This window comes from Catenuloplanes japonicus, from assembly GCF_000717135.1.
Classification (GTDB): domain Bacteria; phylum Actinomycetota; class Actinomycetes; order Mycobacteriales; family Micromonosporaceae; genus Catenuloplanes; species Catenuloplanes japonicus.
Genome location: NZ_JNXY01000001.1, coordinates 299,403 through 321,957, shown reverse-complemented (window position 1 = coordinate 321,957; position 22,555 = coordinate 299,403). Strand labels below are relative to the sequence as shown.

Genomic DNA, 22,555 nt, shown 5'->3' with positions numbered 1-22,555 from the left:
TCAGGCCGTCCTGACCGAGATCGCGGACGCGGAGAGCCGGTCCAGCGGCATCCAGTCCGCGGCCAGCGCGCCCGCGAGCCGCCGCGCCAGGCCGAGCCGCACCGGGCCGGACTCGCAGTCGACCACCACGGACGCGGTGCCGGCCAGCGCCGGTGTGACGGTGAGCGGGTCGGGGCCACTGGTCGCGCGGCCGTCCGTGACGACCACGAGCAGCGGGCGGCGGCGCGGGTCACGACGGCGCTCGGCCGCGATCACGGTGGCGGCGGAGCGCAGGCCGGCCGCGAGCGGCGTACGCCCGCCGGTCCGCAGCTCCGCGAGCCGGGCCACGCCGACCTCGTGACTGGACGTGGGCGGCAGCACGGTGGTCGCCTCCCCGCCCCGGAAGGTGATCATGCCGATCCGGTCCCTTCGCTGGTACGCGTCGCGCAGCAGCGACAGCACCGCGGTCTTCACGGTCCGCATGCGCTGCCGGGCCGCCATCGACCCGGACGCGTCCACGACGAACAGCACCAGGTTCGCCTCGCGGCCCACGTGCACGGCTTCCCGAAGATCAACGGCCTCGACGGTACGACTCCCGCGTCCCGCCGCCGCACGCAGCGTGGCCGGGAGGTGCGGGGCGAAACCACGACGCCCCACGGGGGTACGGGCACCGACCACGCGGCCACGGCGGGCGAACGCGGGCGAGCGGCGGCCGGTGTGCGCGCCCTCGCCGCGGCCGGCGACCGTGAACGCCTTGGTCCGGAAGGCGGCGCCGACCGGCGCGGGCTGCGCCTTCTGGTCCTTGGCGGGGCCGGTGGGTGCCGAGTCCGAAGACCCGTTCGCCGAGGCCTGCGTCGCCTGGGACGGCGGTGGGGCAGCTTCGGGGCCTCCGGCCGGGCCCGGCGAAGGTCCGCCGTCGTCGTCCGGGCCGTCGTCCGGCCCGCCGTCATCCGGGCCCGCATCGTCCGGATCCTCATCCGGCTCCGGGTCCGCGCCCGCGTCGTTCAGCGCCTCTTCCAGCTTGTCCTCGTCCGCGCCCGGCGGGTCCAGCGGGTCCCGGCGGCGTCGGTGCGGCAGCGCCAGCCGGGCCGCGTCGCGCACGTCGTCGCCGGTCACCACGATCCGTCCGCGCCAGGCCGCCAGCGCGATCGCGGCGCGCGCCACCACGATGTCCGCCCGCATGCCGTCCACCGCGTAGGCGATGCAGATGCGCGCGATCCGGTCCAGTTCCGCGTCCGGCAGCGTCACGGACGGCAGCAGGTCGCGGGCGACCACGATGCGCGCGGCCAGGTCCGTCTCGTCCGTGGCCCAGCGGGCCGCGAACGCGTCCGGGTCCGCCTCGTAGGCGAGCCGCCGCCGCACCACCTCGGCGCGCAGCCCGGCCTCGCGCGGCGCGGACACGTTCACCACCAGGCCGAACCGGTCGACGAGCTGCGGGCGCGGCTCGCCCTCCTCCGGATTCATGGTGCCGACCAGCAGGAATCGTGCCGCGTGCTTGACCGAGACGCCGTCGCGCTCGACGTGGGCCCGGCCCATGGCGGCCGCGTCCAGCAGCAGGTCGACCAGGTGGTCCGGCAGGAGGTTGACCTCGTCGACATAGAGCGCGCCCCGGTGCGCCGCGGCGAGCAGGCCCGGTTCGTACGCCTTCGTACCCTCGGACAGCGCTTTTTGAAGGTCGAGCGTGCCGACGACCCGGTCCTCGGTGGCGCCGACCGGCAGCTCCACCAGCGGCGCCTGACGGCTGCCGGCCGGGCCGGAGCGCGGGTGCGGCCCGTCCGGGCAGGCGGGGTCCGGTGCGGCGGGGTCGCAGGCGAACCGGCAGCCCGGCACGACGTCGATCGACGGCAGCAGCGCGGCCAGCGCGCGGACCACCGTCGACTTGGCGGTGCCCTTCTCGCCGCGGACCAGCACGCCGCCGATCGCCGGGGAGACGGCGGTGAGCAACAGTGCCTGACGGAGATCATCGAGGCCGACGACGGCCGAGAACGGGTAGGGCGTGGTCATTCCGCGCTCAGAGGCGGCCGCATGCTCAAGTCCCTTCAGCGGGTGTCCACGCCCGCGCGATGGTGGTTCGGTGCGAGCGGCCGGAGTGACCTGACTCCCGCGCGGGTGCCGCGCGGTCACAGTGGCGGGACCGTCCCGGAGTCACACCGGGTTTCCTCCGTCAATCCGCTCGCCGGTCATGCTCGCGTACCCCTGAGGGGCACGTCAACGCGGGGTTACGGGTGCGCCGGGGTGAACGCAGAGTTTTCACGCGGATTCATCTGGTGCGGGCCTGTAACCGTGTTAGCATCGCAACGTTGCAGTTTTGGTTCCCAGTGTTTTGACTCTCTCTTCTGAGGGTTCGGCAGCGCCTGCGGGATTACGACCGCGGGCGCTTCTTGCGTTGGGGCCGGAAATGCAACAGACGGGTTCGTGAGTTGCGGGCCCATTACCTACGACCCCGTAAGACGCGGGGTTCGATTTGGCAAGGAGAAGTACATGGCTGTCGGCACCGTCAAGTGGTTCAACGCGGACAAGGGCTACGGCTTCATCACCCCTGACGACGGCGGCAACGACGTCTTCGCGCACTTCTCGGCGATTCAGTCCAGCGGCTACCGCTCGCTCGACGAGAACCAGCGAGTCGAGTTCGAGATCACGCAGGGTCAGCGTGGCCCGCAGGCCGCGAACATCCGCCCGCTGTAAGTGACCCCTTTCCACCGCCCGTAGCCATCCGGGCCGGGCGGTGCCCTAGACCTGTTTCACCAGAGCATCGGCAGTGTTCGTCGCAGACGCTGCCGGTGCTTTTTGTCTGTCCGGCTCTCTCCCGGCATGATGATCGTCACTGTTCCTCAGGCCCGATCACCGAGGGGTACGCCGTGGAAGCGCGATCGTACGTCGTGGGCACGATCACCCGTGCGGAGCCGCTGACCCACAACGCGGGCAACGCCGCCACCGGTGGCATCTGGCGCGTGCACGGCACCCGCCGCACCGCGATCCGCAAGATCGCCCGCCCGCCGTCCGCCACCCCCACCGGCAGCCCCAACTGGCAGACCAGCGACGTGCCGGACCACTGGAACTACTGGCGCCGCGAGGCCCTCGCCTACACCACCGGTTTCGCCGCGGCGGCCTACGACGGCACCGGCATAGAGCCGCCGGAGCTGCTGGAGTTCGTCGACCGGCCGGACGGCGCGGTCGAGCTGTGGCTGGCCGAGGCGACCGGCGCGCACGGCCCGTCCTGGTCACCGGCCCGGTTCCGGCTCTTCGCCCGCCAGCTCGGCGCCGGCCAGGCACGCTGGACGGACCGGGTGCCCGCGGAACCGTGGCTGTCCCGGCGGTGGCTGCGCCACTATCTCGCGCACGGGCCCAGCAACATCGTGTGGATGCGCACGGACGAGGACTGGACGCACCCGCTGGCCGCGCACTGGCCGGCCGCGGAGCTGCGCGCGCTCTGGGAGCATCGCGACACCGTGCTGCGCGCGGCGGAGAGCGCGCCGCGCACGCTCGCGCACCTGGACGTGTGGCCGACGAACGTGATCGCGGACGGCGACCGTACCGTGCTGATCGACTGGGCCTTCGTCGGTGACGGCGCGCTCGGTGAGGACATCTCCAACCTGGTCATCGACAGCGTGACGGACGGGCTGATCGACGCCGCGCTGCTGCCGGAGATCGAGGACGCGGCCACGACCGGCTACCTGGAAGGGCTGCGGGACGGCGGCTGGCACGGCGATCCGGACGTGGTACGGCACGCGATCGCGGCGTGCGGCGCGGCCAAGTACAGCTGGTTCGGGCCGGCCGTGCTGGGCCGCATGATCCGTGGGCAGCGGGGTGGCAACGCCTACGGCGCGCCGCTGGACGACGACGTGGCCGAGCTGGAACGGCTGCGCGGCCTCGTCACCATGATCACGCGGTGGGCGTCAGAGGCGCGGAAAGACCCGCGGTGAGCCCTGCACGCCCTCGACCGCCAGCGACGCCGGGCCGACGATCTGCGGGTCCGGCGTGCCGACCAGCTCGTGGTCCTTGCCCTCGTAGTCGAAGCGGCTCAAGACGTGCCGCATCGCCTCAATTCGCGCACGCTTCTTGTCGTTACTTTTAACGACCGTCCAGGGTGCGTCGGCCGTGTCCGTGTAGAAGAACATGGCCTCCTTCGCCTCGGTGTAGTCATCCCATTTGTCCAGCGAGGCGAGGTCCATCGGCGAGAGCTTCCACTGCCGGACCGGGTCCACCTGCCGGATCGCGAACCGGGTGCGCTGCTCGCCGCTGGTGACCGAGAACCAGAACTTGACCAGCCTGATGCCGGACCGGACCAGCATGCGCTCCAGCTCCGGCGCCTGCCGCATGAACTCCAGATATTCGGTACGGGTGCAGAAGCCCATCACACGCTCGACGCCGGCCCGGTTGTACCAGGACCGGTCGAACAGCACGATCTCCCCCGCGGCCGGCAGGTGCTCGACGTACCGCTGGAAGTACCACTGGGTCGACTCGCGCTCGCTCGGCTTCTCCAGCGCGACCACGCGGGCGCCGCGCGGGTTCAGGTGCTCCATGAACCGCTTGATCGTGCCGCCCTTGCCGGCCGCGTCCCGCCCCTCGAACAGGATGACCAGGCGCTCACCGGTCTTCTTGCAGTAGTTCTGCAGCTTCAGCAGCTCGATCTGCAGCAGCCGCTTGTCCCGGTCGTAGTCCGGGCGGAGCAGGCGCTCACCGTACGGATAGTCCTGACGCCACGTGTCGACCGGCGACCCGTCCGGCTTGATCAGGACCGGGTCGTCATCGTCGTCGTCACGCACGTCGTAGTCCCCGAGCTGGTCCAGAACGGGCTGAAGATCATCGGCGTGCGGCATGTCCACCATGACAGAGGGATACCCCGTCGTCACGCCGCCCAAGACGCCTACGGTCGGCAAACATTGCGTGAACTGCGGCGTTTGTCGGCCCGCTTCCGTTCCCGGCGCGGGTCTGCGCCCGTCCCGCGGGTACACCTTCACGTTCGCTGGGAGGGACAACGTTCCCGCGTATGACGCATCCGGTATGGCTGGGCGGCACATGCGGTCACCTACCCTGAGGTCGTCCATAATGCCTGGTCGATCGGAGGGTCCATGTCGCGTCCGAGGACGATCGCTTTCCCCGCCGTACTGGCGTTGCTCGCGCTGCTGATCACGCTCGTCCAGGCGCCGTCGGCGAGCGCGGCCGACACGCTCACCGTGGCGCAGGCGATCAGCGGCCAGAGCGGAGGAACCGGAACGGTCAAGGGTTACATCGTCGGCGAGCCCACCGCGACCGACACCGTGCGCACCTCGGGCTTCACCGGGGACACCGCGCTCGCGATCGCGGACAGCGCGGGCGAGACCGACACCGGCGACATGCTGTACGTGCAGATCACCAGCGCGTACCGGTCGGCGTGGGGTCTGCAGACCAATCCCGGCCGGATGGGCGGCGTGCTGGTGGTGACCGGCACGCTCACCGCCTACTTCGCGCACGCGGGCCTGAAGTCACCGTCGGCCATGACCGGCGGCACGACCACGACCGCCTCGCCGACGGTGTCGCCGACCGCGTCCGGCGGCACCGACGCCTACTACGCGGCCGCGCAGGGCAAGACCGGCGAGAACCTGAAGAACGCGCTGCACACCATCATCTCGACCGGCACGACGAAGCTGTCCTACGACGCCGTGTGGACCGCGCTCAAGGCGACCGACCAGGATCCGTCGAACTCGTCGAACGTCATCCTGCTCTACTCCGGGATCAGCCGCTCCAAGTCGCTCAACGGCGGCGACACCGGCGACTGGAACCGGGAGCACGTCTGGGCAAAGTCGCACGGCGACTTCGGCACGGCCACCGGTCCCGGCACCGACCTGCACCACCTGCGCCCGGAGGACGTGTCGGTCAACTCCGTCCGGAACAACAAGGACTTCGACACCGGTGGCAGCGCGGTCTCCGGCGCCCCGGGCAACTACACCGACACCGACTCGTTCGAGCCGCGGAACGCGGTCAAGGGCGACGTCGCCCGCATGATCTTCTACATGGCCGTCCGGTACGAGGGGGACGACTCGTTCGCCGACCTGGAGGTCAACAACTCCACCGGCAACGGCGCCAACCCGTACATCGGCAAGCTCTCCGTTCTTCTCGCCTGGAACGCGGCCGACCCGCCGGACGCGTTCGAGAAGAACCGCAACCAGATCATCTACAGCGCGTACCAGCACAACCGGAACCCGTTCATCGACCACCCGGAGTGGGTGAACTCGATCTTCGGGTAGCAACTCCCCGCTCTGCTCACCCCCGTGATGGAGGTGAGCAGAGCGGCGGGCCTCAGCGGAGGCCGTTGCGGACGGCGATCTGGATGACCAGCGCCGGGGTGTCGGAGATGATGCCGTCCACGCCGAGGTCGATGGCGCGCTGGATGACGGCCGGGTCGTCGAGCGTGTACGGCACGACCTTCAGGTGGTCCCGGTTCTGGAGCACCGGCACCGCGGGCCCGTGGAAGTAGGACGGGTCGGTGCGCAGGTACCAGTCGGCGTCCGCGTGCACCGGCTGGGCCGGGTCGTGGACCTGCCAGTTCGCGGAGATCGTGGTGGCACCGGCGGCCCGGACCAGCTTGCCGACGTCGCGGAACCGCCACCAGTCCACCGAACCGGTCCACGGGCTGCGCACCGACGGGTCGCCGTGGACGGCTTGCAGCGAGCACTCGTCGGCGAGCGAGGCGCACTCAGCGGGACCGTACTGCCAGATCAGCGCGACCGTCTCGATGCGCGGGTCCAGGCGGCGGGAGAGCTGGATGGTGCGCCAGTCGAACGACTGGATGGTGACCCGATCGGTCAGCCGCGCACGCTGGATCGCGGTGACCAGCTTGCCGGTGAAGACGTCATAGCGCTCGGTGTCCGAGACGGTCGGGCTGATCTTCGTCTCGATGTTGAGCCTGACATCGCGACGCCCCGACCTGGCAACCAGGTCGAAGACCTCGGTCAACGTCGGAATGCGGGCGCCCGGCACCGCGGTCTGGCCGGGCAGGTTCGTCTTCGTACCACAGTCGACGGTCTTGATCTGGGCCAGCGTCAGCGAATGGACCAGGTCACCGACGTAGGGGTACGCGGGATCGCCCGAAGCCGCCGGCGCCGTGTCGATGCAGTGCGAGCCGTTGATCGCCCGGTCGTGCAGCACCACCAGGTGCCCGTCGCGGGTGACGCCGGTGTCCAGCTCCAACGTGGAGATCGCCGGGTTGGCCAGCGACGCGGAGAACGCCGGGAGCGTGTTCTCCGGGAGCGTGGCCCGCCCGCCGCGGTGTGCCTGGACGTCGAACGGCGCCACGTGCCCGCGCGGCAGCGCGTACCCGCGCGAGGCCAGCAGCGTGCGCAGCCGGTCCGGGTAGTCGGTGATCAGTCCGTCCACGCCGTCGTCGAGCAGCTTGGTCATGGTGGGCACGTCGTCGACGGTCCACGGGATGACCTTGATGCCGTTGCGGTGCGCGTGCCGCACGAGCGCCGCCGTCACATAGGGCTTGTAGGCCGGATCGGTCACGGTGCCGTTCTGCGGGAAGCCGTGCACCGGCGAGAACGCGGCGGCGCCGAACGTCTTGATCGCCTTGATCGGGTCGCCGCCGAACGCGTCGATGTCCAGCCCGCCCAGCCACGGCGACGCGCCCGGCTGCCCGACCTGCAGGAAGTCGTAGTTGGTCAGCGCCACCCGCGGCAGCCGGGGCTCGACCTCGCGGAACCGCGTGAGCGCGCCCCAGTCGAAGCTCTGGATCGTGACCTGCCGCAGGATGCCGGCCCGCCGGATCTCGGCCAGCGTGACCTGCACGAACTGCTCACGCGGCGCGGTCTCGGCAGGTGCGCCCGCCTCGACCTTCGTCTCCACATTGAGCGTGACGTCGTCCGCGTGATAGCGCTTGACCAGCGCGAAGACCTCGCTCAGCAGCGGCATCCGCGCGCCCGGCACGGCCAGCTGTCCCGGCTTGTCCGCCAGGACCTGAGAACCGCAGTCGAGGGTACGGACCTGGGCCAGCGACAGCGTATTGACATATTTCCCGACATAGGGGAATTCGGGGTCACCCGGCACCGCGGGCGCGGTGTCCCGGCACTTGGTGCCCGTGACCCGGCGATCGTGGGTGACCACGGCCTGACGGTCCTCGGTGATCTGCACGTCCAGCTCCAGCGTGCTCACGCCCAGCTGCAGCGCGTTGCCGAAGGACGCCAGCGTGTTCTCCACGCGCAGCCCGAGCCCGCCGCGGTGCGCCTGCAGGTCGAAATCCTTACGCCCGCCGGCCGACGCGGGCGCCGCTATGAACCCTGTGACCAGGACCGGCACCAACGCGCCGGTGAGCAATCGACGTTTCCACATAGCACAGGATCGTGTCGGTCCCGGAAGGACCGCAAGGAACATCGACGTTAATGCCGGCTTACGGACCGGCGCGCCGGAACGCACCCGGAACGGAAAGACCCGCGGTTCCGGCTCTCATCAGAGCCGGGCCGCGGGCCTTTCCGGAAACGACGGGAAACTCAGCGCTCCGAGATCGGGAGGAACGGACGCTCCGGTGCGCCGGTGTAGAGCTGCCGCGGACGGCCGATCTTGGTCGCCGGGTCCTCGATCATCTCGCGCCACTGCGCGATCCAGCCGGGGAGCCGGCCGAGCGCGAAGAGCACCGTGAACATCTTGGTCGGGAAGCCCATCGCCTTGTAGATGAGGCCCGTGTAGAAGTCCACGTTCGGGTACAGCTTGCGGGAGATGAAGAAGTCGTCGGCGAGCGCGATCTCCTCCAGCTTCATCGCGAGCTCGAGCAGCGGGTCGTTGCCGCCGGTGCGCTCGAGCACGTCCCGCGCGGCGTCCTTGACGATGGCGGCCCGCGGGTCGTAGTTCTTGTAGACGCGGTGACCGAAGCCCATCAGCTTGACGCCGGGCTCCTTCTTCTTCACGCGCTCGACGAACGCGTTGACGTCGCCGCCGTTCTGGTGGATGCCGTTGAGCATGCTCAGCACGGCCTCGTTCGCGCCACCGTGCAGCGGGCCGAAGAGCGCGTTCACGCCGGCCGAGACGGAGGCGAACAGGTTCGCGTGGGAGGAGCCGACCAGGCGGACCGTGGAGGTCGAGCAGTTCTGCTCGTGGTCCGCGTGCAGGACGAGCAGCATGTCCAGCACCTTGGCGACGACCGGGTCGACCTCGTACTCCTCGGACGGGACGCCGAAGGTGAGGCGGAGGAAGTTCTCCACGTAGCCCAGGCTGTTGTCCGGGAAGAGCGTGGGCTGGCCGATCGACTTCTTGTAGGCGTACGACGCTATGGTCGGCACCTTGGCCAGCAGCCGGACCGTGGAGATCTCCACGTCCTCCGGATTGAACGGGTCGAGCGCGTCCTGGTAGAACGTCGACAGCGCGCTCACGGCGGAGGAGAGCACGGCCATCGGGTGCGCGTCGCGCGGGAAACCGCCGAAGAACTGGCGCATCTCCTCGTGCAGCAGCGAGTGGCGGCGCACCCGGGAGTCGAATTCGGCGAGCTGGGTCGCGGTCGGGAGCTCACCGTAGATGAGCAGGTAGGACGTCTCGAGGAACGACGCCTTGCCCGCGAGCTGATCGATCGGGTAACCACGGTACCGAAGAATTCCGGCGTCGCCGTCGATGTAGGTGATCGCGGAGGTGCACGAGGCGGTGTTGACGAATCCGGTGTCGAGGGTGACGTATCCGGTTTCCTTCAACAACTGACCGACGTCAACACCCGCCGGACCCTCTACCGCGTTCCGAACCGGCATCGACAGCTGTCCGCCAGGATGCTCAAGCTTGACATCCGTCATGTATTTCCCTCGCTTTACCGGCAGATCTCTGGGTAGACCTTCCGTTCACCGTAAACCCTCCGCCCACAACCGGCGCAGCGGCCCCAGTGAGGCGTGGATCACCGCACAGCGCGGGTGCGCCTTAACGCGTGCTTAACGACGTTTATTCGCGGCGCGACGGCATCTTCTCTGGGCACCATATCGCCGCAAGCGGGTGCCTCACGGCCAGAACGGCGAGGTGGGCCGGGTGCGAAATGTGCAGTGCGCACCTTCTGCCGGATGGGGCACCAGCGGGCAGCGGACATCCGTGCACCCCGCGCGTAGCGTCGGCAGAATGTTGCGGGTACAACTCACGGAGGCGCGCGAGACGCTTCTCGTCACGCTCTACGGCCGGGCGCTGGACGCACGCGCCACCCGCCCGGTCCTCGGCGACACCATGGCGTCCGAGGCAGTGAACGCGATCGACTTCGACTTCGCCACCACGCACATCACGCCGCGGATGGCGCCCACGGTGGCGGTGCGGGCGAAGTTCATCGACGACTGGGTGCGCGAGTTCCTCCGCGAGCACCAGGGCGAGGCCACCGTCGTCCACCTCGGCGCCGGGCTGGACACCCGTGTCTGGCGCATCGATCCCGGGCCGGAGGTGACCTGGTTCGACGTGGATTTCCCCGAGGTGATCGAGATCCGCCGCGCGCTCTTCCCGGAGCGGCCCGGCTACCACATGATCGGCGCGTCCGTCACGGACGAGGGCTGGCTGGACCGGATCCCGGACGGGCGCCCGACGCTGGCGGTCGCGGAGGGCCTCAGCATGTACCTCACCGCGCGGGAGGGCGTCACGCTGCTGCGCCGGATCACCGACCGGTTCAACGGCGGCACCACGATCGCGTTCGACGCGTTCAACCGGTTGGCCATCCGCACCCAGAAGATGAACCCGGCGGTCCGCATGTCCGGCGCCACCCTGCACTGGAGCGTGGACCATCCACGTGACCTGGTCAGGGACGTGCCCGGCCTGCGCCTGCGGGACGCGGTCGTCGCGCTCACCGCGCCCGGCTCGGAGTTGCTGCCGCGCGGCACTCGGGTGCTCTCGTCCGCGCTCCGGCCGTTCCGGCCCATCCGGCAGATGTCCCGCTACTTGCGATACGAGCGCTGACCTCCCGGTGATCCAGGCGTCATTGACGTCATTCTAACGACGTCAATGACGCCTGGATCACCGAGAAGGCCGGAGCGCGTCCGCGATCGGCGTCGCGCCGTTGTTGAACTCGACGGTCAGGCCGCGCGTCGACGGATCCGCCAGCGCGGCCACCACCGTCGCGGCCACGTCCGCCCTGCTCACCGCGCCGGGCTTCGCACCCTGCGCGGACGTCTCGATCAGGCCGGTCGGCGCGTCCAGCGTGAGCCGGCTCGGGCGCAGGATCGTCCAGTCCAGCGCGGTCCCGGCCAGGTACGCGTCCGCCTCGGACTTCGCCTCCGCGTACGGGAAGAAGCCGTTGTCCGCGGGCACGCCGTGGTCCGGCCCGGCGCCGAAGTAGGACACCATCACGAACCGCCGCACGCCGGCCGTCTCCGCCGCGTCGATGGTCCGGATCGCGGCGTCCCGGTCGACCGCGTAGGTGCGCACCGGGTTGCCGCCACCGGCGCCCGCGGACCAGACCACCGCGTCGTGGCCCGCGAGCAGCGCCGCGATCGCCTCGGTGTCCAGGTTCTCCACGTCCGCCACCACCGGGCGCGCGCCGGTCGCGGCCACGTCCGCAGTGTGGTCCGGGTTCCGGACGATCGAGGTCACCTCGTCGCCGGCCTTCACCAGCAGCGGCGCCAGCAGCAGTCCGACCTTGCCGTGCCCGCCGACGATCACGATTCGCGCCATGCCGCCGATCATAGGTCGGCGGTCAGGTAACCGCTCAGCTCCCGCCACGCGACCCGGGTGTTCTCGTCGTCCCGGTGCGGGCCGCGCAGCTCGTGCACGAAGACGCAGATCTCGGAGAGCGCCCACCGCAGCCGGTAGAGCGCCATCGTGTCCTCGTCCGGCCGGTAGCTCCCGTAGGCGGCCTGCTCCGCGACATCGCGGGGCGCGAGCATCCACAGGTCACGCTCGCGCGGCCCGATCGCGGCCGTGTCCCAGTCGATCAGCCGGACACCGCCGCCGGCCGGGATCATCACGTTGCCGGCGTGCGGCTCCCCGTGCGTGACCACCCACGCGTCCCGGGTGGCGTGCACCGCGGGCACGAGCGCGTCGTACCGCGCGAAGAGTTCGTCGATCACCAACCCTTTCAAGGACACGATCTCGCTGGTACGCCCGGAGTACGGCCCGTCGTCCCAGGGGCGATCCAGCGCGCCCCTGGCCTCGGCCAGCTCCGCCCGGTGCGGCACGGCCAGCGTGTCCACCGGCGCGTCGATCCCGCGCGCCGCGTGGATCCGCCCGAGCGCACCCAGCACGGCCAGCCGCACCGGACCGGACGGCAGTTCACCGAACTCGTGCGGCGTCCCGTCGATCACGCCGACCACGGAGACCGCGTCTCCCTCGGCCGTCACGGTCACGCAGCTCCCGTCCGCCCGCCGGAGCGGCGCGGCCACGAACTCCAGCCCGCTCTCACCGAGCGCGGCCGCCGCACGCAGCGCCCGGTCCAGCGCGTCCGCGTCCGCGCCGAGGTCCACGTTCACGAACCACTCCGTGCCGGTGACGTCCCGGGCCCGGTAGTGGTGGGTGCCGAACCCGACCGGCGCGTAGTCCAGCGTCACCGCCTCGATCCCCCACCCGGCGCGGAGCGCGTCGGCCAGCACGGCACGGTCGAATCCGGGCGGCTCGGCGAACATGGGCGCGACTGTAGTACGACTCCGGTACGACGACGGGGTATTTCTACCGGTAAGCACGCCGACACCCGGTGCTACCGTCGATGAATGGCCACGACGGCTACCGATGAACCGCCCCCGTCCGAAGCGGACGGTCTCGACGCCGGAACCCCGCTGCCCGACGATCCCGGCGCCACCGGCAGAGGTGCACGCGCGGTCGACGTCGTCGCCGTGCTGTCCACCGTCGGCATCCTGATCACGCTGGCGCAGCTGTCCGCCTGGCGTGCCGTGTTCTCCTCGATCGGCGCGGTCGGTCTCGCGGCGCTGCTCTTCGCGACCCGCTACGCGCGCGGCCGGTGGCGGGTGCCGCTCTGCGTGGTGCTCGCGTTCCTCTCGATCGGCGCGCTGGTGACCGTCTACCTCGAGCCGCTGTTCCGTGACGAGGCCGCGCCCGCGCCGCGCGTGACGGCGACGTCCCAGGCCGGTCCGCTCCGGGTCGGGATCCACGCCCTGCTGCCCGGCGACTGCATCGCCGGCAGCGACCTGATCCTGGACAACACGGAGATCCCCTGGCCGGACAGCACCGAGGTCGTGTCCTGCGACGTGCCGCACGACGGCGAGGTGATCCTGGCCTCCGATCCGTGGAGCGCGGACGCCGCGTTCCCCGGTGACACGCTGGACGATCTCGTAAAGGAACAATGCCGCACCGCGTTCCGTGCCTATGTCGGCGTGGAGCTGGACGCCTCCGTGCTGAGTTACACCTCCGGCTCGCCGGACGCGGACACCTGGGCGGACGGCAACCGGCACGTCTACTGCGTGGCCTACGACCCGGACGGAAAACTGACCACGACCGTACGCCGGACCGGGCGCTGACATCCGTACCCCCATGGATTTTCGCTCTGGCATTCGTCATCGTGAGCGGATGCGATGGTGGCGGACGTTCTGGCGGTGGATGAGCGGCTTCCGATGGTTCACGCCGTTCGCGCGCGCGGCGGTGCCGGTGGACCGGCTGGTCAGCCGCGTCACGCGCGGGCGGGTGGTCGCGCTCGGGATGCTGCCGAGCCTGCTGATCACCACGACCGGGCGGAAGACCGGCCTGGCCCGGCAGAATCCGCTGAGCTATCTGCGCGACGGCGACGCCTACGTGGTCGTCGGGACGAACTGGGGGCAGGGCCGGCCGCCCGCCTGGGTGTTCAACCTGCTGGCCACGCCGGTCGCGACCGTCACCGTGCGCGGCGCGGATCTGGCCGTGCGCGCGGAGGAGGTCACCGGCCCCGCGGACCACGACCGGCTCTGGCGCGCGATCGTGGCCCGGTGGCCGAGCTACCAGGTCTACCTGGAGACCTCCGGCGGACGGCCGGTACGCATCTTCCGCCTGGTCCCGTTCTCATAGGAACTCCGCCACGATCTCCCGGAAGCCGTCCGGGTCCTCTACCCACGGCGAGTGGCCGGCGCCGCGGATCGTCACCCGGCGCACGTCCGGCAGCGTGGCCTCCAGCGAGTCGACCGCGCGGCGCGGGCGCAGGTCCTGGTCGCCGTCGATGATCAGCACCGGCACCGGGATGACCTTGCAGACGTCCGGCACGTCGTGGTCGCGCAGGTAGGCCGCGTTGTCCGCGTTGAGCGCGTCCGCGGCCTCGTGGTTGACGCCGGGCCAGGGCGTGGCCAGCTTCTCCGCGTGGGCGCGCGCGGTGGACGGGTCCGCGAAGTCCGTCGTCCACTGCAGGATCGCCCACTCGCGGTCCTCCTCACGGCTGCGGTCGCGCGTGCTCAGGTCACGCCAGCGGCCCAGGTTGCCGTCCGCCGCGATCCGCTCCTCGACCGCGTGGTGGAACGGCTGCTGCCAGGTCTCCTGCGGGTCCACGCCGGTACCGGAGACGTAGATCAGCTTCTCCACCGCGAACGGGAACGACAGCGCGTACCGCAGCGCGAGCATGGCGCCCCACGAGTGCCCGAACAACGAGATCCGCCGGGCCGGGAGGCTCTGCCGGACCGCGTCCAGGTCGTTGACGGACCGCGCGATCGTGTACGGCCCCTTCTTCTCCGAGCGGCCGCATCCGCGCTGGTCCCAGCGGACCACCTCGGTCACGTCGCCGAGCAGCGCGGCCACGTCGCCCAGGTAGTCCCACAGGCCGGGCCCGCCGTGACACAGCACGAGCGGATGGCTGCCGCCGCGGCCGGTACGGTCGGTCCAGAGGCGTACGCCGTCGTCGGTGTGCACCATCTCCACTGTCGTTCGGCTCCTCGCCTCGGCCTCGGGGTGTCACTCACATACTTTTCCGTATCACGCCTCAACTTTCCGCAGAAACCGCCGATGGGTGGCTGAAGCATCTGGGGGTGGGGACATGCTGAACGGGATCACCGGCATCACCGCACGGATCAACGACATCGAGCACCGCATCTCGTCCATGACGCAGCAGACCGCGGCGAGGAGCGCGACGGCGGTGGCGAAGAGCGGTCAGGCGTTCGCGTCCGCGCTGGCGAGCGCGGTGCACGGGTCCGCGGCGCCCGCTGCTCCTGCCTCAAAGATGAAGGTCAACGCGCAGGGCATTCCGGAGGATCTGGCCGCCTACGGGAACGGGAAGATCCCGCCGACCGCGCTGGGCAAGGTCGGCGACACGCGGCACAAGCTGTGGGCGCCGGCCGCGGAGAAGCTGACCCAGATGATGGCGGACGCGAAGGCGCAGGGCGTGCACATCGGCATCACCGACTCGTACCGGCCCTACGAGGAGCAGGTCGACCTGGTGCGCCGCAAGGGCCTCTACTCGCAGGGCGGGCTGGCCGCGAAGCCCGGCACCTCGGACCACGGCTGGGGCATGGCCACGGACCTGGACCTGAACGCGAAGGCGCAGGCGTGGATGCGGGCGAACGGCGCGAAGTACGGCTTCGAGGAGGACACGCCGCGCGAGCCCTGGCACTGGGCGTTCAAGCCGGAGAAACTGTCGTGAGCGCCTGAAAGAGCTCGGACTGGCTGATCGGCGCCGGGGCGTACCCACTCGCCTCCTGCATTGCCTTGTGAAGTTGCACCCGGCGCAGTGCCTCGCGGAGGTCCGCGCCGGTCGCGCCGGGGCACGCGACGGCCAGTTCCCGCGCGTCCACGTCGTCGCCGAACATCCGGAAACCGGGCGTCTCGTACGTGGTGATCAGGCGGCGCAGCATCTTCGCGATGATCTCGGCGCGGCCGTCCGTGTCCGGCTTCGGCACGGACAGCTTGATGTCGAACCGGCCGGAGCGGATCAGCGACGCGTCCACCCGGTCCGGGAAGTTCGTCGTGGCGACCACGATGACCTGCGGGTTCTCCTCGATCAGCGTGTTCATCTCCTGCTTGAAGATGCCGGCCACCGAGTTGATCGCCTGACCGGCCGCGTCCTGCCCGCCGCCGGTGTAGCTGATGATCGAGTCGAACTCGTCGAAGAGCAGCACGGTCGGCCGGGTGTAGCGGCGCGCCTCCGCGAAGATCTTCTTGATGTTGCGCTCGGACGCGCCCAGCCAGCGGTCCAGAATCTCCGGTGTGCGGACCTCGCGCAGCTCACCGCGGATCTCGTGGGCGAGCGCGGTGGCGAGCATGGTCTTCCCGGTCCCCGGCGGCCCGAACAGCAGGATGCCCTGCGGTCGCCTGGCACCCCAGCGGGCCATCGCCTCGGGGTGGTTGAAGCTGACCGCGACCTCGCGCAGTTGCCGCACGATGTGATCGAGCCCGCCGACCTGATCGAGGGTGACCCTTTGCGGCGCTTTGTCCGAAATTTCGGGATTTCGGGTGATGGTGTAGCTGCCGTCGAGATCCTCCCCGTGCAGGTCCGCCAGCACCCCGAAGAACAGGGTCACAAAGCCGCGGAGGTACGGCGTGAGCACCGCATCCGCCCGCCGCGAGCCCTCGGCCGTGACCGTCACCGAGATCTGCTGCGGCAGCCCGGCCGGCTCCACCTCGTAGGTCACCCGCGCGGACAGCCCGGAGGCCGCATCCGCCACGGTCCGCTCCTTCGGCAGATCCTCCGGCCGCTCCCCCAACCGCCGGATCGTCTCCCCGGCCAGCGACGCGGTCCTGGCGGCGAACCGTAACGGGTCCCGCGTCGCCATCTGCTTCGCGATCATGACGCCGACCGGGCCGGTCAGGCCGGACCGCACCGCGTCCATCCCGCCCCGCCACACCCGGGCCGTCCCCACGAACCGGTAGACCGGCCCGCTGGTGGACAACCGGCTGCCGGCCGTCATCGTCACCGCGCGCAGCGACCCCGGGAACGGCGCGCCGTGCAACAGCTCCACCGGCTCCGGGCCGGTCGCGGCCAGCAGGATCGCGGCCGGATCGACTATTTTCACGGACGCGCCCCGGCACTCGACGCTCTCACTGGGCTGCCTGAGGTTCATGTGACTCCCCCTCTGCGATCGAGTCTGCCACGGACCGGACGATCGGGCAGGATGGCGGCATGACGCTCGCCTCCTTCAGGGACATCTGCATCGATGCCACGGACCGGGACGCGATGAGCGAGTTCTGGGCGCTCGCGCTCGCCGCGACGAAGACGCACCACGACACGCACCCGGAGTTCTGGTGGCTGACGCCCGGCATCGCGGACTCGACCATCGTCTGGATCAACGACGTGCCGGACGCGCCGCCGCCGGTGAAGACGCGCGTGCACCTGGACCTGCGGCTCGACTCGATCGACCCGCTGGTGGCGACCGGCGCGACCGTGCTGCTGGAGCCGCGTCCGGACGAGAACTGGTGGCTGCTCACCGACCCGGAGGGCAACGAGTTCTGCGCGTTCCCGCCGAAGAAGTCGTGACTTTGGGCCCTGCCTTCTGCTGCCCCTTGACCAGCACACTTGTTACGACGGTAAGAACAGGGAGGCACACCTCATGACTTCATCGGCGGAAACGCGCACGGCCGCGACCGTGCTGGCCGAGGCCGCGGCGACGGCCGGTTTCGCGCCGTCCGTGCACAACACGCAGCCGTGGCGCTGGCGGGTGTCGGCGGACACCCTCGAACTGCGGGCCGTGCCCGAGCGGAAACTGCTCTCCATCGACCCGTCCGGCCGGCTCCTGACCGTCAGCTGCGGCGCCGCACTGCACCACGCGGTCGTGGCGCTGGCCGCGCTCGGCCACACCGCGGTCGTCGACCGCTGCCCCGGCGAACCGCACCTGCTCGCCCGCATCACACTCGGCCCGCCCTGCGAGGTCACCCCGGCCGCGATGCGCCGCGTACAGCACCTGCGGACCCGGCGCACCGACCGCCGCCCGACCCGCGACGAGACCGTGCCGGCCGCCGACCTCACCGCGCTGCAGCGCGCCGTCGAGGAACACGACGTACACCTGCACCTGCTCGTCGACGACCAGGTCTACGAGCTGGCCGCGGCCGCCGGGCGGGCCGTCGAGGTCGAGGCCCGCGACCCGTTCGTCGCGCACGAGCTGGAGTTCTGGAAGGCCAAGACGCTGCCCGCCTCCTCGTTGCCGGAGACACCGGTGCAGTCCACCGTGCCGAACCGCGACTACGGCGAGCACGGCACGCTCCCGATCGGCGAGGGCCACGACAGCTTCGCCCGATACGGCGTGATCTTCGGCCACGACGAGGAGCCGGAGACCTGGCTGCGGGCCGGCGAGGCGCTCTCCGACGCGTGGCTCCTCGCGGCCGAACGCGGCCTCGGCGTGCTGCCGCTCTCCGGCGTCGTCGAGGTCGACGTGACCCGGACCGCGCTGCGCATGACGCTCTCCGAGCTCGGATATCCGTACCTGGTGATCCGCCTCGGCCTGCCCGACCTCGACCACGCCGGACCGCCGCCCACCCCGCGGATCCCCGCGGCACAGCTCATCGATCTACCCTAGACTCCGTGGCCGCAGACCTTCCGCCGTCGCTCGGACTCGGACCGCTGTCCCGGGTCCGCCTCGACGAGCTCCTGCAGGAGATGCTCGACCGCGTCGGCGACGTGGTCGCCAGCCGGGAACGGCTGCGCGCACTGCTCGACGCGGTCGTCGGCATCAGCACCGACCTCGACCTGAACAGCACGCTGCAACGCATCGTGGAGGCCGCCTGCGAGCTGGCCGGCGCACGGTACGGCGCACTCGGCGTGGTCGGGCCGGACCGGCGGCTCACCGACTTCATCACCCACGGCATGACCACCGCGCAGGCCGCCCACATCGGCGACCTGCCACACGGGCGCGGCGTGCTCGGCCTGCTCATCGAGGACCCGCGCCCGGTCCGCATGCCGGACATCACCGAACACCCGCGGTCGTACGGGTTCCCCGCCCACCATCCGCCCATGCACAGCTTCCTCGGCGTGCCGCTGCGCATCCGCGACCAGGTCTTCGGCAACCTCTATCTGGCGGAGAAGCAGGGCGCGGCCGAGTTCACCGTGGACGACGAGGAGGTCGTCGCCGCGCTGGCCGCCGCCGCGGGCGTCGCGATCGAGAACGCGCGGCTCTACGCGGTCTCCCACCGCCGTGAGCAGTGGCTGGCCGCGGCCGCAGAGATCACGTCGGTGCTGTTGTCGGAGGTACGGCGTACCGACGCGCTCTCGCTCATCGCCCGTCGTGCACGCGAGGTCGCGGACGCGGCGCTCGTCCTGGTGCTGCTCTACGACGCGGATGCCGATCGGCTGACGGTCGAGGTCATCGACGGAGACTCGACGCTGGCCGCCGGATCGGTGCTGGTCGCCAGCGAGACCGCGTTCCTGCCCGCCGTGACCGGCGGCGGGACCGTGAATGTCGAGAGCCTGGCCAAGGCCGCGGCGTGGCCGGGGGACGTTTCCGGCGGGCCGGCCATGGTCGCGCCGCTGGGAAGCGCGGAGACGCTGCACGGCGCGCTGGTCGTCGCCAATGCGACGTTCGCCGACGACGATCTGACCATGCTGGCGACGTTCGCCGGGCAGGCGGCACTGGCGCTGGAACGGGCGCGCGCGCAGGAAGAACGCGAGATGCTGGTCGTGCTCGAGGACCGGGAACGAATCGCACGGGACCTGCATGACGTGGTGATCCAGCGGCTGTTCGCGACCGGGCTGCAGCTGCAGACGGCGATTCCGCTGGCCGGGCGTCCAGAGGCGTCGCAGCGGATCAACGCGGCCGTGGATGATCTGGACAGCACGATCCGGGATATCCGGCGGGCGATCTTCGAGCTGCGGATGCCGGTGCTGCCGGCGCTGCGCGCGGACCTCGGCGAGATGATCGACGCGGCGGCGGAGCCGTTGGGGTTCCGGCCGCGGCTCGACCTGTACGGGCCGGTGGACAGTGCGGTACCGGATGCGGTGCGGCCCGATCTGCTGGCCGTGCTGCGGGAGGCGCTGTCCAATGTGGTGAAGCATGCACGGGCGAGTGTGGTCGAGGTCGGCGTGCGGGTGGCGTCAGGGCATCTGACGCTGACGGTGCTGGACAACGGGGTCGGGTGTCCGCCGGCGGCGGCTCGGAGCGGGCTGGTGAATCTGGCGGATCGGGCGGCGTCTCACCAGGGGACTTTCAGCATCGCACCGGCACCGGCACCGCATCCGTCCGGCACGCTGCTCAGCTGGACGATTCCGCTCTGAAAGAGAGCGGTGAACGGTGACTTGGCTGCCGCCAGCGGGCGGCCGGGATCCGCTGGTAACCCCGCGATCGGCCACGCGTGACTCGCCGCCGGCTGCCCGCGACACGGACCCGCCGGACACCCGCGACCAACCACGCGTGACTCACCGCAATCGCCCGCGACACGGACCCACCTGCGGCCCACAAGCCATCAACGGGCGCTGGTGCGCCCGAAATTTCGTGTTATTGGTTGCTTTGGGTGGGCTGGTTGCTGTTATTGCCTCCGGCGGGAGCCTCCGACACCGGGGCAGCGGAAAGGCACCGTCAACGGCGATGCCCCACATCCCGGATGGTTGAGTTTCGCGCGGCCTGTCTTCCCCGTTTCCCATCGACCCGGGACAAGCCGAGCAGATCATCGGCAGGGCCGCCAGCTTTGATCTGTCGGGCGGCGGATTCGTGGTTCTCGCGTGTGGGCGGTCGCTCTCCGCTGATCGGCTGAGGTAGGTGGCTGGTGCCGTTTTGAGGGTGGCGTGACGTCGCCCGGCGCCGGTCAGCGTCGTGGTCGGGTTCAGGCTTGCGTCTCGCTGATTGCCGCCGGCGCGTTGGTGGCGGCCCTGCCGATGATCTGCACCCCTGCGGGCGGGTCGACGGCAAACGGGGCAGCCAGGCGGTCACCACTGTGACTGCTTGCGCATAAAAGACAAAAGACCCGCTCGCGGGCGGGCGTCAGGATGGCTCAAGATCCTTGCATACGTCACCGCTGTTATGCGGCCGGAATAACAGCGGTGACGTATGCAAAGATCTTGGATCCCGAATATTGGAATGGACCTCTCGGGATGCGGGATGCCGAGGTCGGAGGAGGCTATTCCTGGGTGGTGGGGGGCTTGTTGAAGGCGTTCCGGACCGCGCCGAACCAGCGGCGCTGGAGGTGCCGAAGCTTGGGATGGGAGACCGGGACGCGGAAGCCGGGGGCGCCGTCGGGGGCGGGAAGCCCAGCCCGCGTCACATGCCCGGACTCCGGCGTGATGGCGACCACCTGCGAGAGGTCGCCGGTCTCCTCGTTGCGGCTGAGGCGGTGGTACGCGAGCGCGCCGACCGCGACCGGCAACTCCGGCTGCTCCGGAACCGAGGGGGTGGTCCCGAGACGCGCGTAGAGGCGCGTGGAGACCAGCGGAACACGACTGGAACCCCCGACCAGCATCAGAGAGTTCAGCAGGAACGACGAGACCCCGGCGGCTTCGACGACGCGGCGAGTCTCCTCGACGGCGCGGGCGACCAAGGGCTCGGAAACGTACTCCAGTTCCTCACGGGTCAAATGAAGCGGGCGCTCCCAGCCGGGGACGCGGACGGTGACGGCCGAGTTGCGGGACAGCGCTTCCTTGGCCCCCCGGACCTCGGTGCGGAAGTCCTGGCGGGCGCGGAGTTCGACGGCCGTGCGGGGGCGGAAGAGACGCTTCCACGTCTCCGGGTCGCGGCGCGCCAAATGGCGGCGGAAGTGGTCGAGCAGGGCCAGGTCGATGTCGACGCCGCCGAGGTCGGCGAGGCCGCCGGTGCTGGCGACCTGCCAGCCGTTGATCTCGCGGCGGACCACGGTGACGTCGAGGGTGCCGCCGCCGAAGTCGAAGACGGCGATGGAGCCGCCGAACGGGACGTGGTGGCCCTCGACCTGGGTGCAGTAGACGGCGGCCGCGACGGGCTCCTCCAGCAGGCGGACCTCGCCCATGCCGGCGCGGCGCGCGGCGTCGGTGAGCATTTCGCGGTGCTGGCGGCCCCAGCCGACGGGGCAGGTCAGGAGCGCGCCGTCGGGGTTGACGCCGGCCATCCGGGCCTCGTAGGCGACGCGGGACAGGACGGCGCTGAGCAGCAGCACGACCGGGACCTCGACGCCGCCGAGCGGGATCGAGCCCTCGCCGACGCGTCGTTTCGGGTGCGGCTCGTATCGGACGGGGTCGCTGGAGCCGAGCCGGGTCGCTTCGATGCCGGTGACGATGTTGCCCTCGGCGTCGAGGTAGACGCCGGAGTCCATCAGTGAGTACCCGTCGAACAGCAGCGTCCGAGGGGGCTCACCGGGGCGTCCGACCACCGCGACCGTGTGGGTCGTGCCCAGATCCACCGCCAACTGCGACGGACTCTCCACTGCTGTCTCCCCCACCCGTCCCGGTCAGCGCGCCGCCGCGCCGCCGGGATGGTACCCACGGACTCAGCCTTGCAGCTAGAGACCACTCTGATGGGTGATCAACTTAAGCGACGGACTCTGTGCACACCGTCAACCCCACGCACGCTATCGAAATCCCGCAAACCTTTCAGCACCGGTACGGGGTACAGCGCGAGATCATCACCAGAGCCGGAATCAACGCGCCGTCACAAGGACCCAGGGGCGGCCCGGTTTCGTGCGCTGAGCGCGCGCTCAGGAGGCTGCGTGACGGATCAGCCCGCGACGGGCGGGCACTGCTGTGTGAGCGTTCACACCCCGGTCACCGTCGCAGGCCCGAAAAGCCCCCGAAAGCCCCCGGAAACCTGGTCCCGAACTGTGATCTGAAGCCGGGCTCTGTGCTTACGGCCACGGACCTGATGCGAGA

At 70.5% G+C, this 22,555-nt stretch carries 19 protein-coding genes and 1 riboswitch; of the genes, 10 read left to right on the top strand and 9 right to left on the bottom strand.

Going from position 1 to position 22,555, the window contains the following annotated elements:
- Positions 1–1,983 (bottom strand): VWA domain-containing protein, encoded by a 1,983-nt coding sequence (locus OP04_RS01535; RefSeq protein ID WP_033337578.1) that lies wholly within the window; start codon positions 1,981–1,983, stop codon positions 1–3.
- 85 nt (positions 1,984–2,068) lie between these two features.
- Positions 2,069–2,138: riboswitch (cobalamin riboswitch) on the bottom strand.
- A 322-nt stretch (positions 2,139–2,460) separates the two neighbouring features.
- Here OP04_RS01535 and cspE point away from each other — a divergent pair.
- Together cspE and OP04_RS48990 are read left to right on the top strand one after the other, a co-directional pair.
- Positions 2,461–2,664 (top strand): transcription antiterminator/RNA stability regulator CspE, encoded by a 204-nt coding sequence (cspE, locus tag OP04_RS01530; RefSeq protein WP_033337577.1) that lies wholly within the window; start codon positions 2,461–2,463, stop codon positions 2,662–2,664.
- A gap of 173 nt (positions 2,665–2,837) precedes the next feature.
- Positions 2,838–3,902, top strand: coding sequence for a hypothetical protein (locus OP04_RS48990; protein ID WP_157239096.1), 1,065 nt, complete (start codon positions 2,838–2,840; stop codon positions 3,900–3,902).
- Here the strand turns inward: OP04_RS48990 and ppk2 are convergent.
- Positions 3,876–4,808, bottom strand: coding sequence for a polyphosphate kinase 2 (ppk2, locus tag OP04_RS01520; RefSeq protein ID WP_051796921.1), 933 nt, complete (start codon positions 4,806–4,808; stop codon positions 3,876–3,878). The two genes, OP04_RS48990 and ppk2, sit on opposite strands and share 27 nt — an antisense overlap.
- 243 nt (positions 4,809–5,051) lie before the next feature.
- Here ppk2 and OP04_RS01515 point away from each other — a divergent pair, with 243 nt between their 5' ends.
- Complete coding sequence (locus OP04_RS01515) at positions 5,052–6,206, top strand: endonuclease (protein WP_033337575.1); 1,155 nt, start codon at positions 5,052–5,054, stop codon at positions 6,204–6,206.
- 52 nt (positions 6,207–6,258) lie between these two features.
- Here OP04_RS01515 and OP04_RS51325 read toward each other — a convergent pair whose 3' ends face one another.
- Complete coding sequence (locus tag OP04_RS51325) at positions 6,259–8,286, bottom strand: glycerophosphodiester phosphodiesterase family protein (protein WP_085066134.1); 2,028 nt, start codon at positions 8,284–8,286, stop codon at positions 6,259–6,261.
- Positions 8,287–8,444: 158 nt separating this feature from the next.
- Positions 8,445–9,728, bottom strand: a complete 1,284-nt coding sequence (locus OP04_RS01500) for a citrate synthase (RefSeq protein ID WP_033337574.1) — start codon at positions 9,726–9,728, stop codon at positions 8,445–8,447.
- Positions 9,729–10,041: 313 nt separating this feature from the next.
- On the opposite strand from OP04_RS01500, the gene OP04_RS01495 reads away from it, so the two are divergent.
- A complete protein-coding gene (locus OP04_RS01495) occupies positions 10,042–10,857 on the top strand; it encodes a class I SAM-dependent methyltransferase (protein ID WP_033337573.1) in 816 nt (271 codons plus the stop codon).
- A gap of 57 nt (positions 10,858–10,914) precedes the next feature.
- Here the strand turns inward: OP04_RS01495 and OP04_RS01490 are convergent, their stop codons facing one another.
- Positions 10,915–11,571: an SDR family oxidoreductase gene (locus OP04_RS01490; protein ID WP_033337995.1), complete on the bottom strand. Its 657-nt coding sequence runs from the start codon at positions 11,569–11,571 to the stop codon at positions 10,915–10,917.
- 8 nt (positions 11,572–11,579) lie between these two features.
- Positions 11,580–12,518 (bottom strand): phosphotransferase, encoded by a 939-nt coding sequence (locus OP04_RS01485; protein ID WP_051796920.1) that lies wholly within the window; start codon positions 12,516–12,518, stop codon positions 11,580–11,582.
- Between the two features lie 84 nt (positions 12,519–12,602).
- On the opposite strand from OP04_RS01485, the gene OP04_RS48985 reads away from it, so the two are divergent.
- Positions 12,603–13,367: a septum formation family protein gene (locus OP04_RS48985; protein WP_051796919.1), complete on the top strand. Its 765-nt coding sequence runs from the start codon at positions 12,603–12,605 to the stop codon at positions 13,365–13,367.
- 49 nt (positions 13,368–13,416) lie between these two features.
- The gene (locus OP04_RS01475; protein WP_033337572.1) at positions 13,417–13,887 is read left to right on the top strand and encodes a nitroreductase family deazaflavin-dependent oxidoreductase; all 471 of its coding nucleotides are present in this window, start codon (positions 13,417–13,419) and stop codon (positions 13,885–13,887) included.
- Here OP04_RS01475 and OP04_RS01470 read toward each other — a convergent pair.
- Positions 13,882–14,718 carry an alpha/beta fold hydrolase gene (locus OP04_RS01470; protein ID WP_033337992.1) on the bottom strand — a complete coding sequence of 279 codons (837 nt, stop codon included), beginning with the start codon at positions 14,716–14,718 and terminating at the stop codon, positions 13,882–13,884. The two genes, OP04_RS01475 and OP04_RS01470, sit on opposite strands and share 6 nt — an antisense overlap.
- Before the next feature lie 121 nt (positions 14,719–14,839).
- Between OP04_RS01470 and OP04_RS01465 the strand changes: the two genes are divergently transcribed.
- A complete protein-coding gene (locus OP04_RS01465; RefSeq protein ID WP_085066133.1) occupies positions 14,840–15,442 on the top strand; it encodes a M15 family metallopeptidase in 603 nt (200 codons plus the stop codon).
- Here the strand turns inward: OP04_RS01465 and OP04_RS01460 are convergent.
- Positions 15,420–16,859 (bottom strand): ATP-binding protein, encoded by a 1,440-nt coding sequence (locus OP04_RS01460; RefSeq protein ID WP_033337571.1) that lies wholly within the window; start codon positions 16,857–16,859, stop codon positions 15,420–15,422. The genes OP04_RS01465 and OP04_RS01460 overlap by 23 nt on opposite strands.
- Positions 16,860–16,918: 59 nt before the next feature.
- Here OP04_RS01460 and OP04_RS01455 point away from each other — a divergent pair, with 59 nt between their 5' ends.
- From OP04_RS01455 to OP04_RS01445, 3 genes are all read left to right on the top strand, one after another.
- Complete coding sequence (locus OP04_RS01455; RefSeq protein ID WP_033337570.1) at positions 16,919–17,272, top strand: VOC family protein; 354 nt, start codon at positions 16,919–16,921, stop codon at positions 17,270–17,272.
- Between the two features lie 73 nt (positions 17,273–17,345).
- Entirely contained in the window at positions 17,346–18,308 is a 963-nt protein-coding gene (locus OP04_RS01450) for an Acg family FMN-binding oxidoreductase (RefSeq protein WP_033337569.1), read from the top strand.
- An 80-nt stretch (positions 18,309–18,388) separates the two neighbouring features.
- Entirely contained in the window at positions 18,389–19,999 is a 1,611-nt protein-coding gene (locus OP04_RS01445; RefSeq protein WP_085066198.1) for a GAF domain-containing sensor histidine kinase, read from the top strand.
- 839 nt (positions 20,000–20,838) lie between these two features.
- Here OP04_RS01445 and OP04_RS01440 read toward each other — a convergent pair.
- On the bottom strand, positions 20,839–22,113 hold the full coding sequence (locus OP04_RS01440; protein WP_157239091.1) for an Hsp70 family protein: 1,275 nt from the start codon (positions 22,111–22,113) through the stop codon (positions 20,839–20,841).
- Between the last annotated feature and the right edge of the window lie 442 nt (positions 22,114–22,555).

Coding starts and splice junctions, on each gene's coding strand:
- OP04_RS01495 (WP_033337573.1), top strand. CDS start 10,042: ATGTTGCGGGTACAACTCACGGAGGCGCGCGAGACGCTTCTCGTCACG.
- OP04_RS01490 (WP_033337995.1), bottom strand. CDS start 11,571: ATGGCGCGAATCGTGATCGTCGGCGGGCACGGCAAGGTCGGACTGCTG.
- ppk2 (WP_051796921.1), bottom strand. CDS start 4,808: ATGGTGGACATGCCGCACGCCGATGATCTTCAGCCCGTTCTGGACCAG.
- OP04_RS01475 (WP_033337572.1), top strand. CDS start 13,417: ATGCGATGGTGGCGGACGTTCTGGCGGTGGATGAGCGGCTTCCGATGG.
- OP04_RS01450 (WP_033337569.1), top strand. CDS start 17,346: ATGACTTCATCGGCGGAAACGCGCACGGCCGCGACCGTGCTGGCCGAG.
- OP04_RS01500 (WP_033337574.1), bottom strand. CDS start 9,728: ATGACGGATGTCAAGCTTGAGCATCCTGGCGGACAGCTGTCGATGCCG.
- OP04_RS48985 (WP_051796919.1), top strand. CDS start 12,603: ATGGCCACGACGGCTACCGATGAACCGCCCCCGTCCGAAGCGGACGGT.
- OP04_RS01535 (WP_033337578.1), bottom strand. CDS start 1,983: ATGACCACGCCCTACCCGTTCTCGGCCGTCGTCGGCCTCGATGATCTC.
- OP04_RS01485 (WP_051796920.1), bottom strand. CDS start 12,518: ATGTTCGCCGAGCCGCCCGGATTCGACCGTGCCGTGCTGGCCGACGCG.
- OP04_RS01460 (WP_033337571.1), bottom strand. CDS start 16,859: ATGAACCTCAGGCAGCCCAGTGAGAGCGTCGAGTGCCGGGGCGCGTCC.
- OP04_RS51325 (WP_085066134.1), bottom strand. CDS start 8,286: ATGTGGAAACGTCGATTGCTCACCGGCGCGTTGGTGCCGGTCCTGGTC.
- OP04_RS01465 (WP_085066133.1), top strand. CDS start 14,840: ATGCTGAACGGGATCACCGGCATCACCGCACGGATCAACGACATCGAG.
- cspE (WP_033337577.1), top strand. CDS start 2,461: ATGGCTGTCGGCACCGTCAAGTGGTTCAACGCGGACAAGGGCTACGGC.
- OP04_RS01515 (WP_033337575.1), top strand. CDS start 5,052: ATGTCGCGTCCGAGGACGATCGCTTTCCCCGCCGTACTGGCGTTGCTC.
- OP04_RS01455 (WP_033337570.1), top strand. CDS start 16,919: ATGACGCTCGCCTCCTTCAGGGACATCTGCATCGATGCCACGGACCGG.
- OP04_RS01445 (WP_085066198.1), top strand. CDS start 18,389: ATGCTCGACCGCGTCGGCGACGTGGTCGCCAGCCGGGAACGGCTGCGC.
- OP04_RS01470 (WP_033337992.1), bottom strand. CDS start 14,718: ATGGTGCACACCGACGACGGCGTACGCCTCTGGACCGACCGTACCGGC.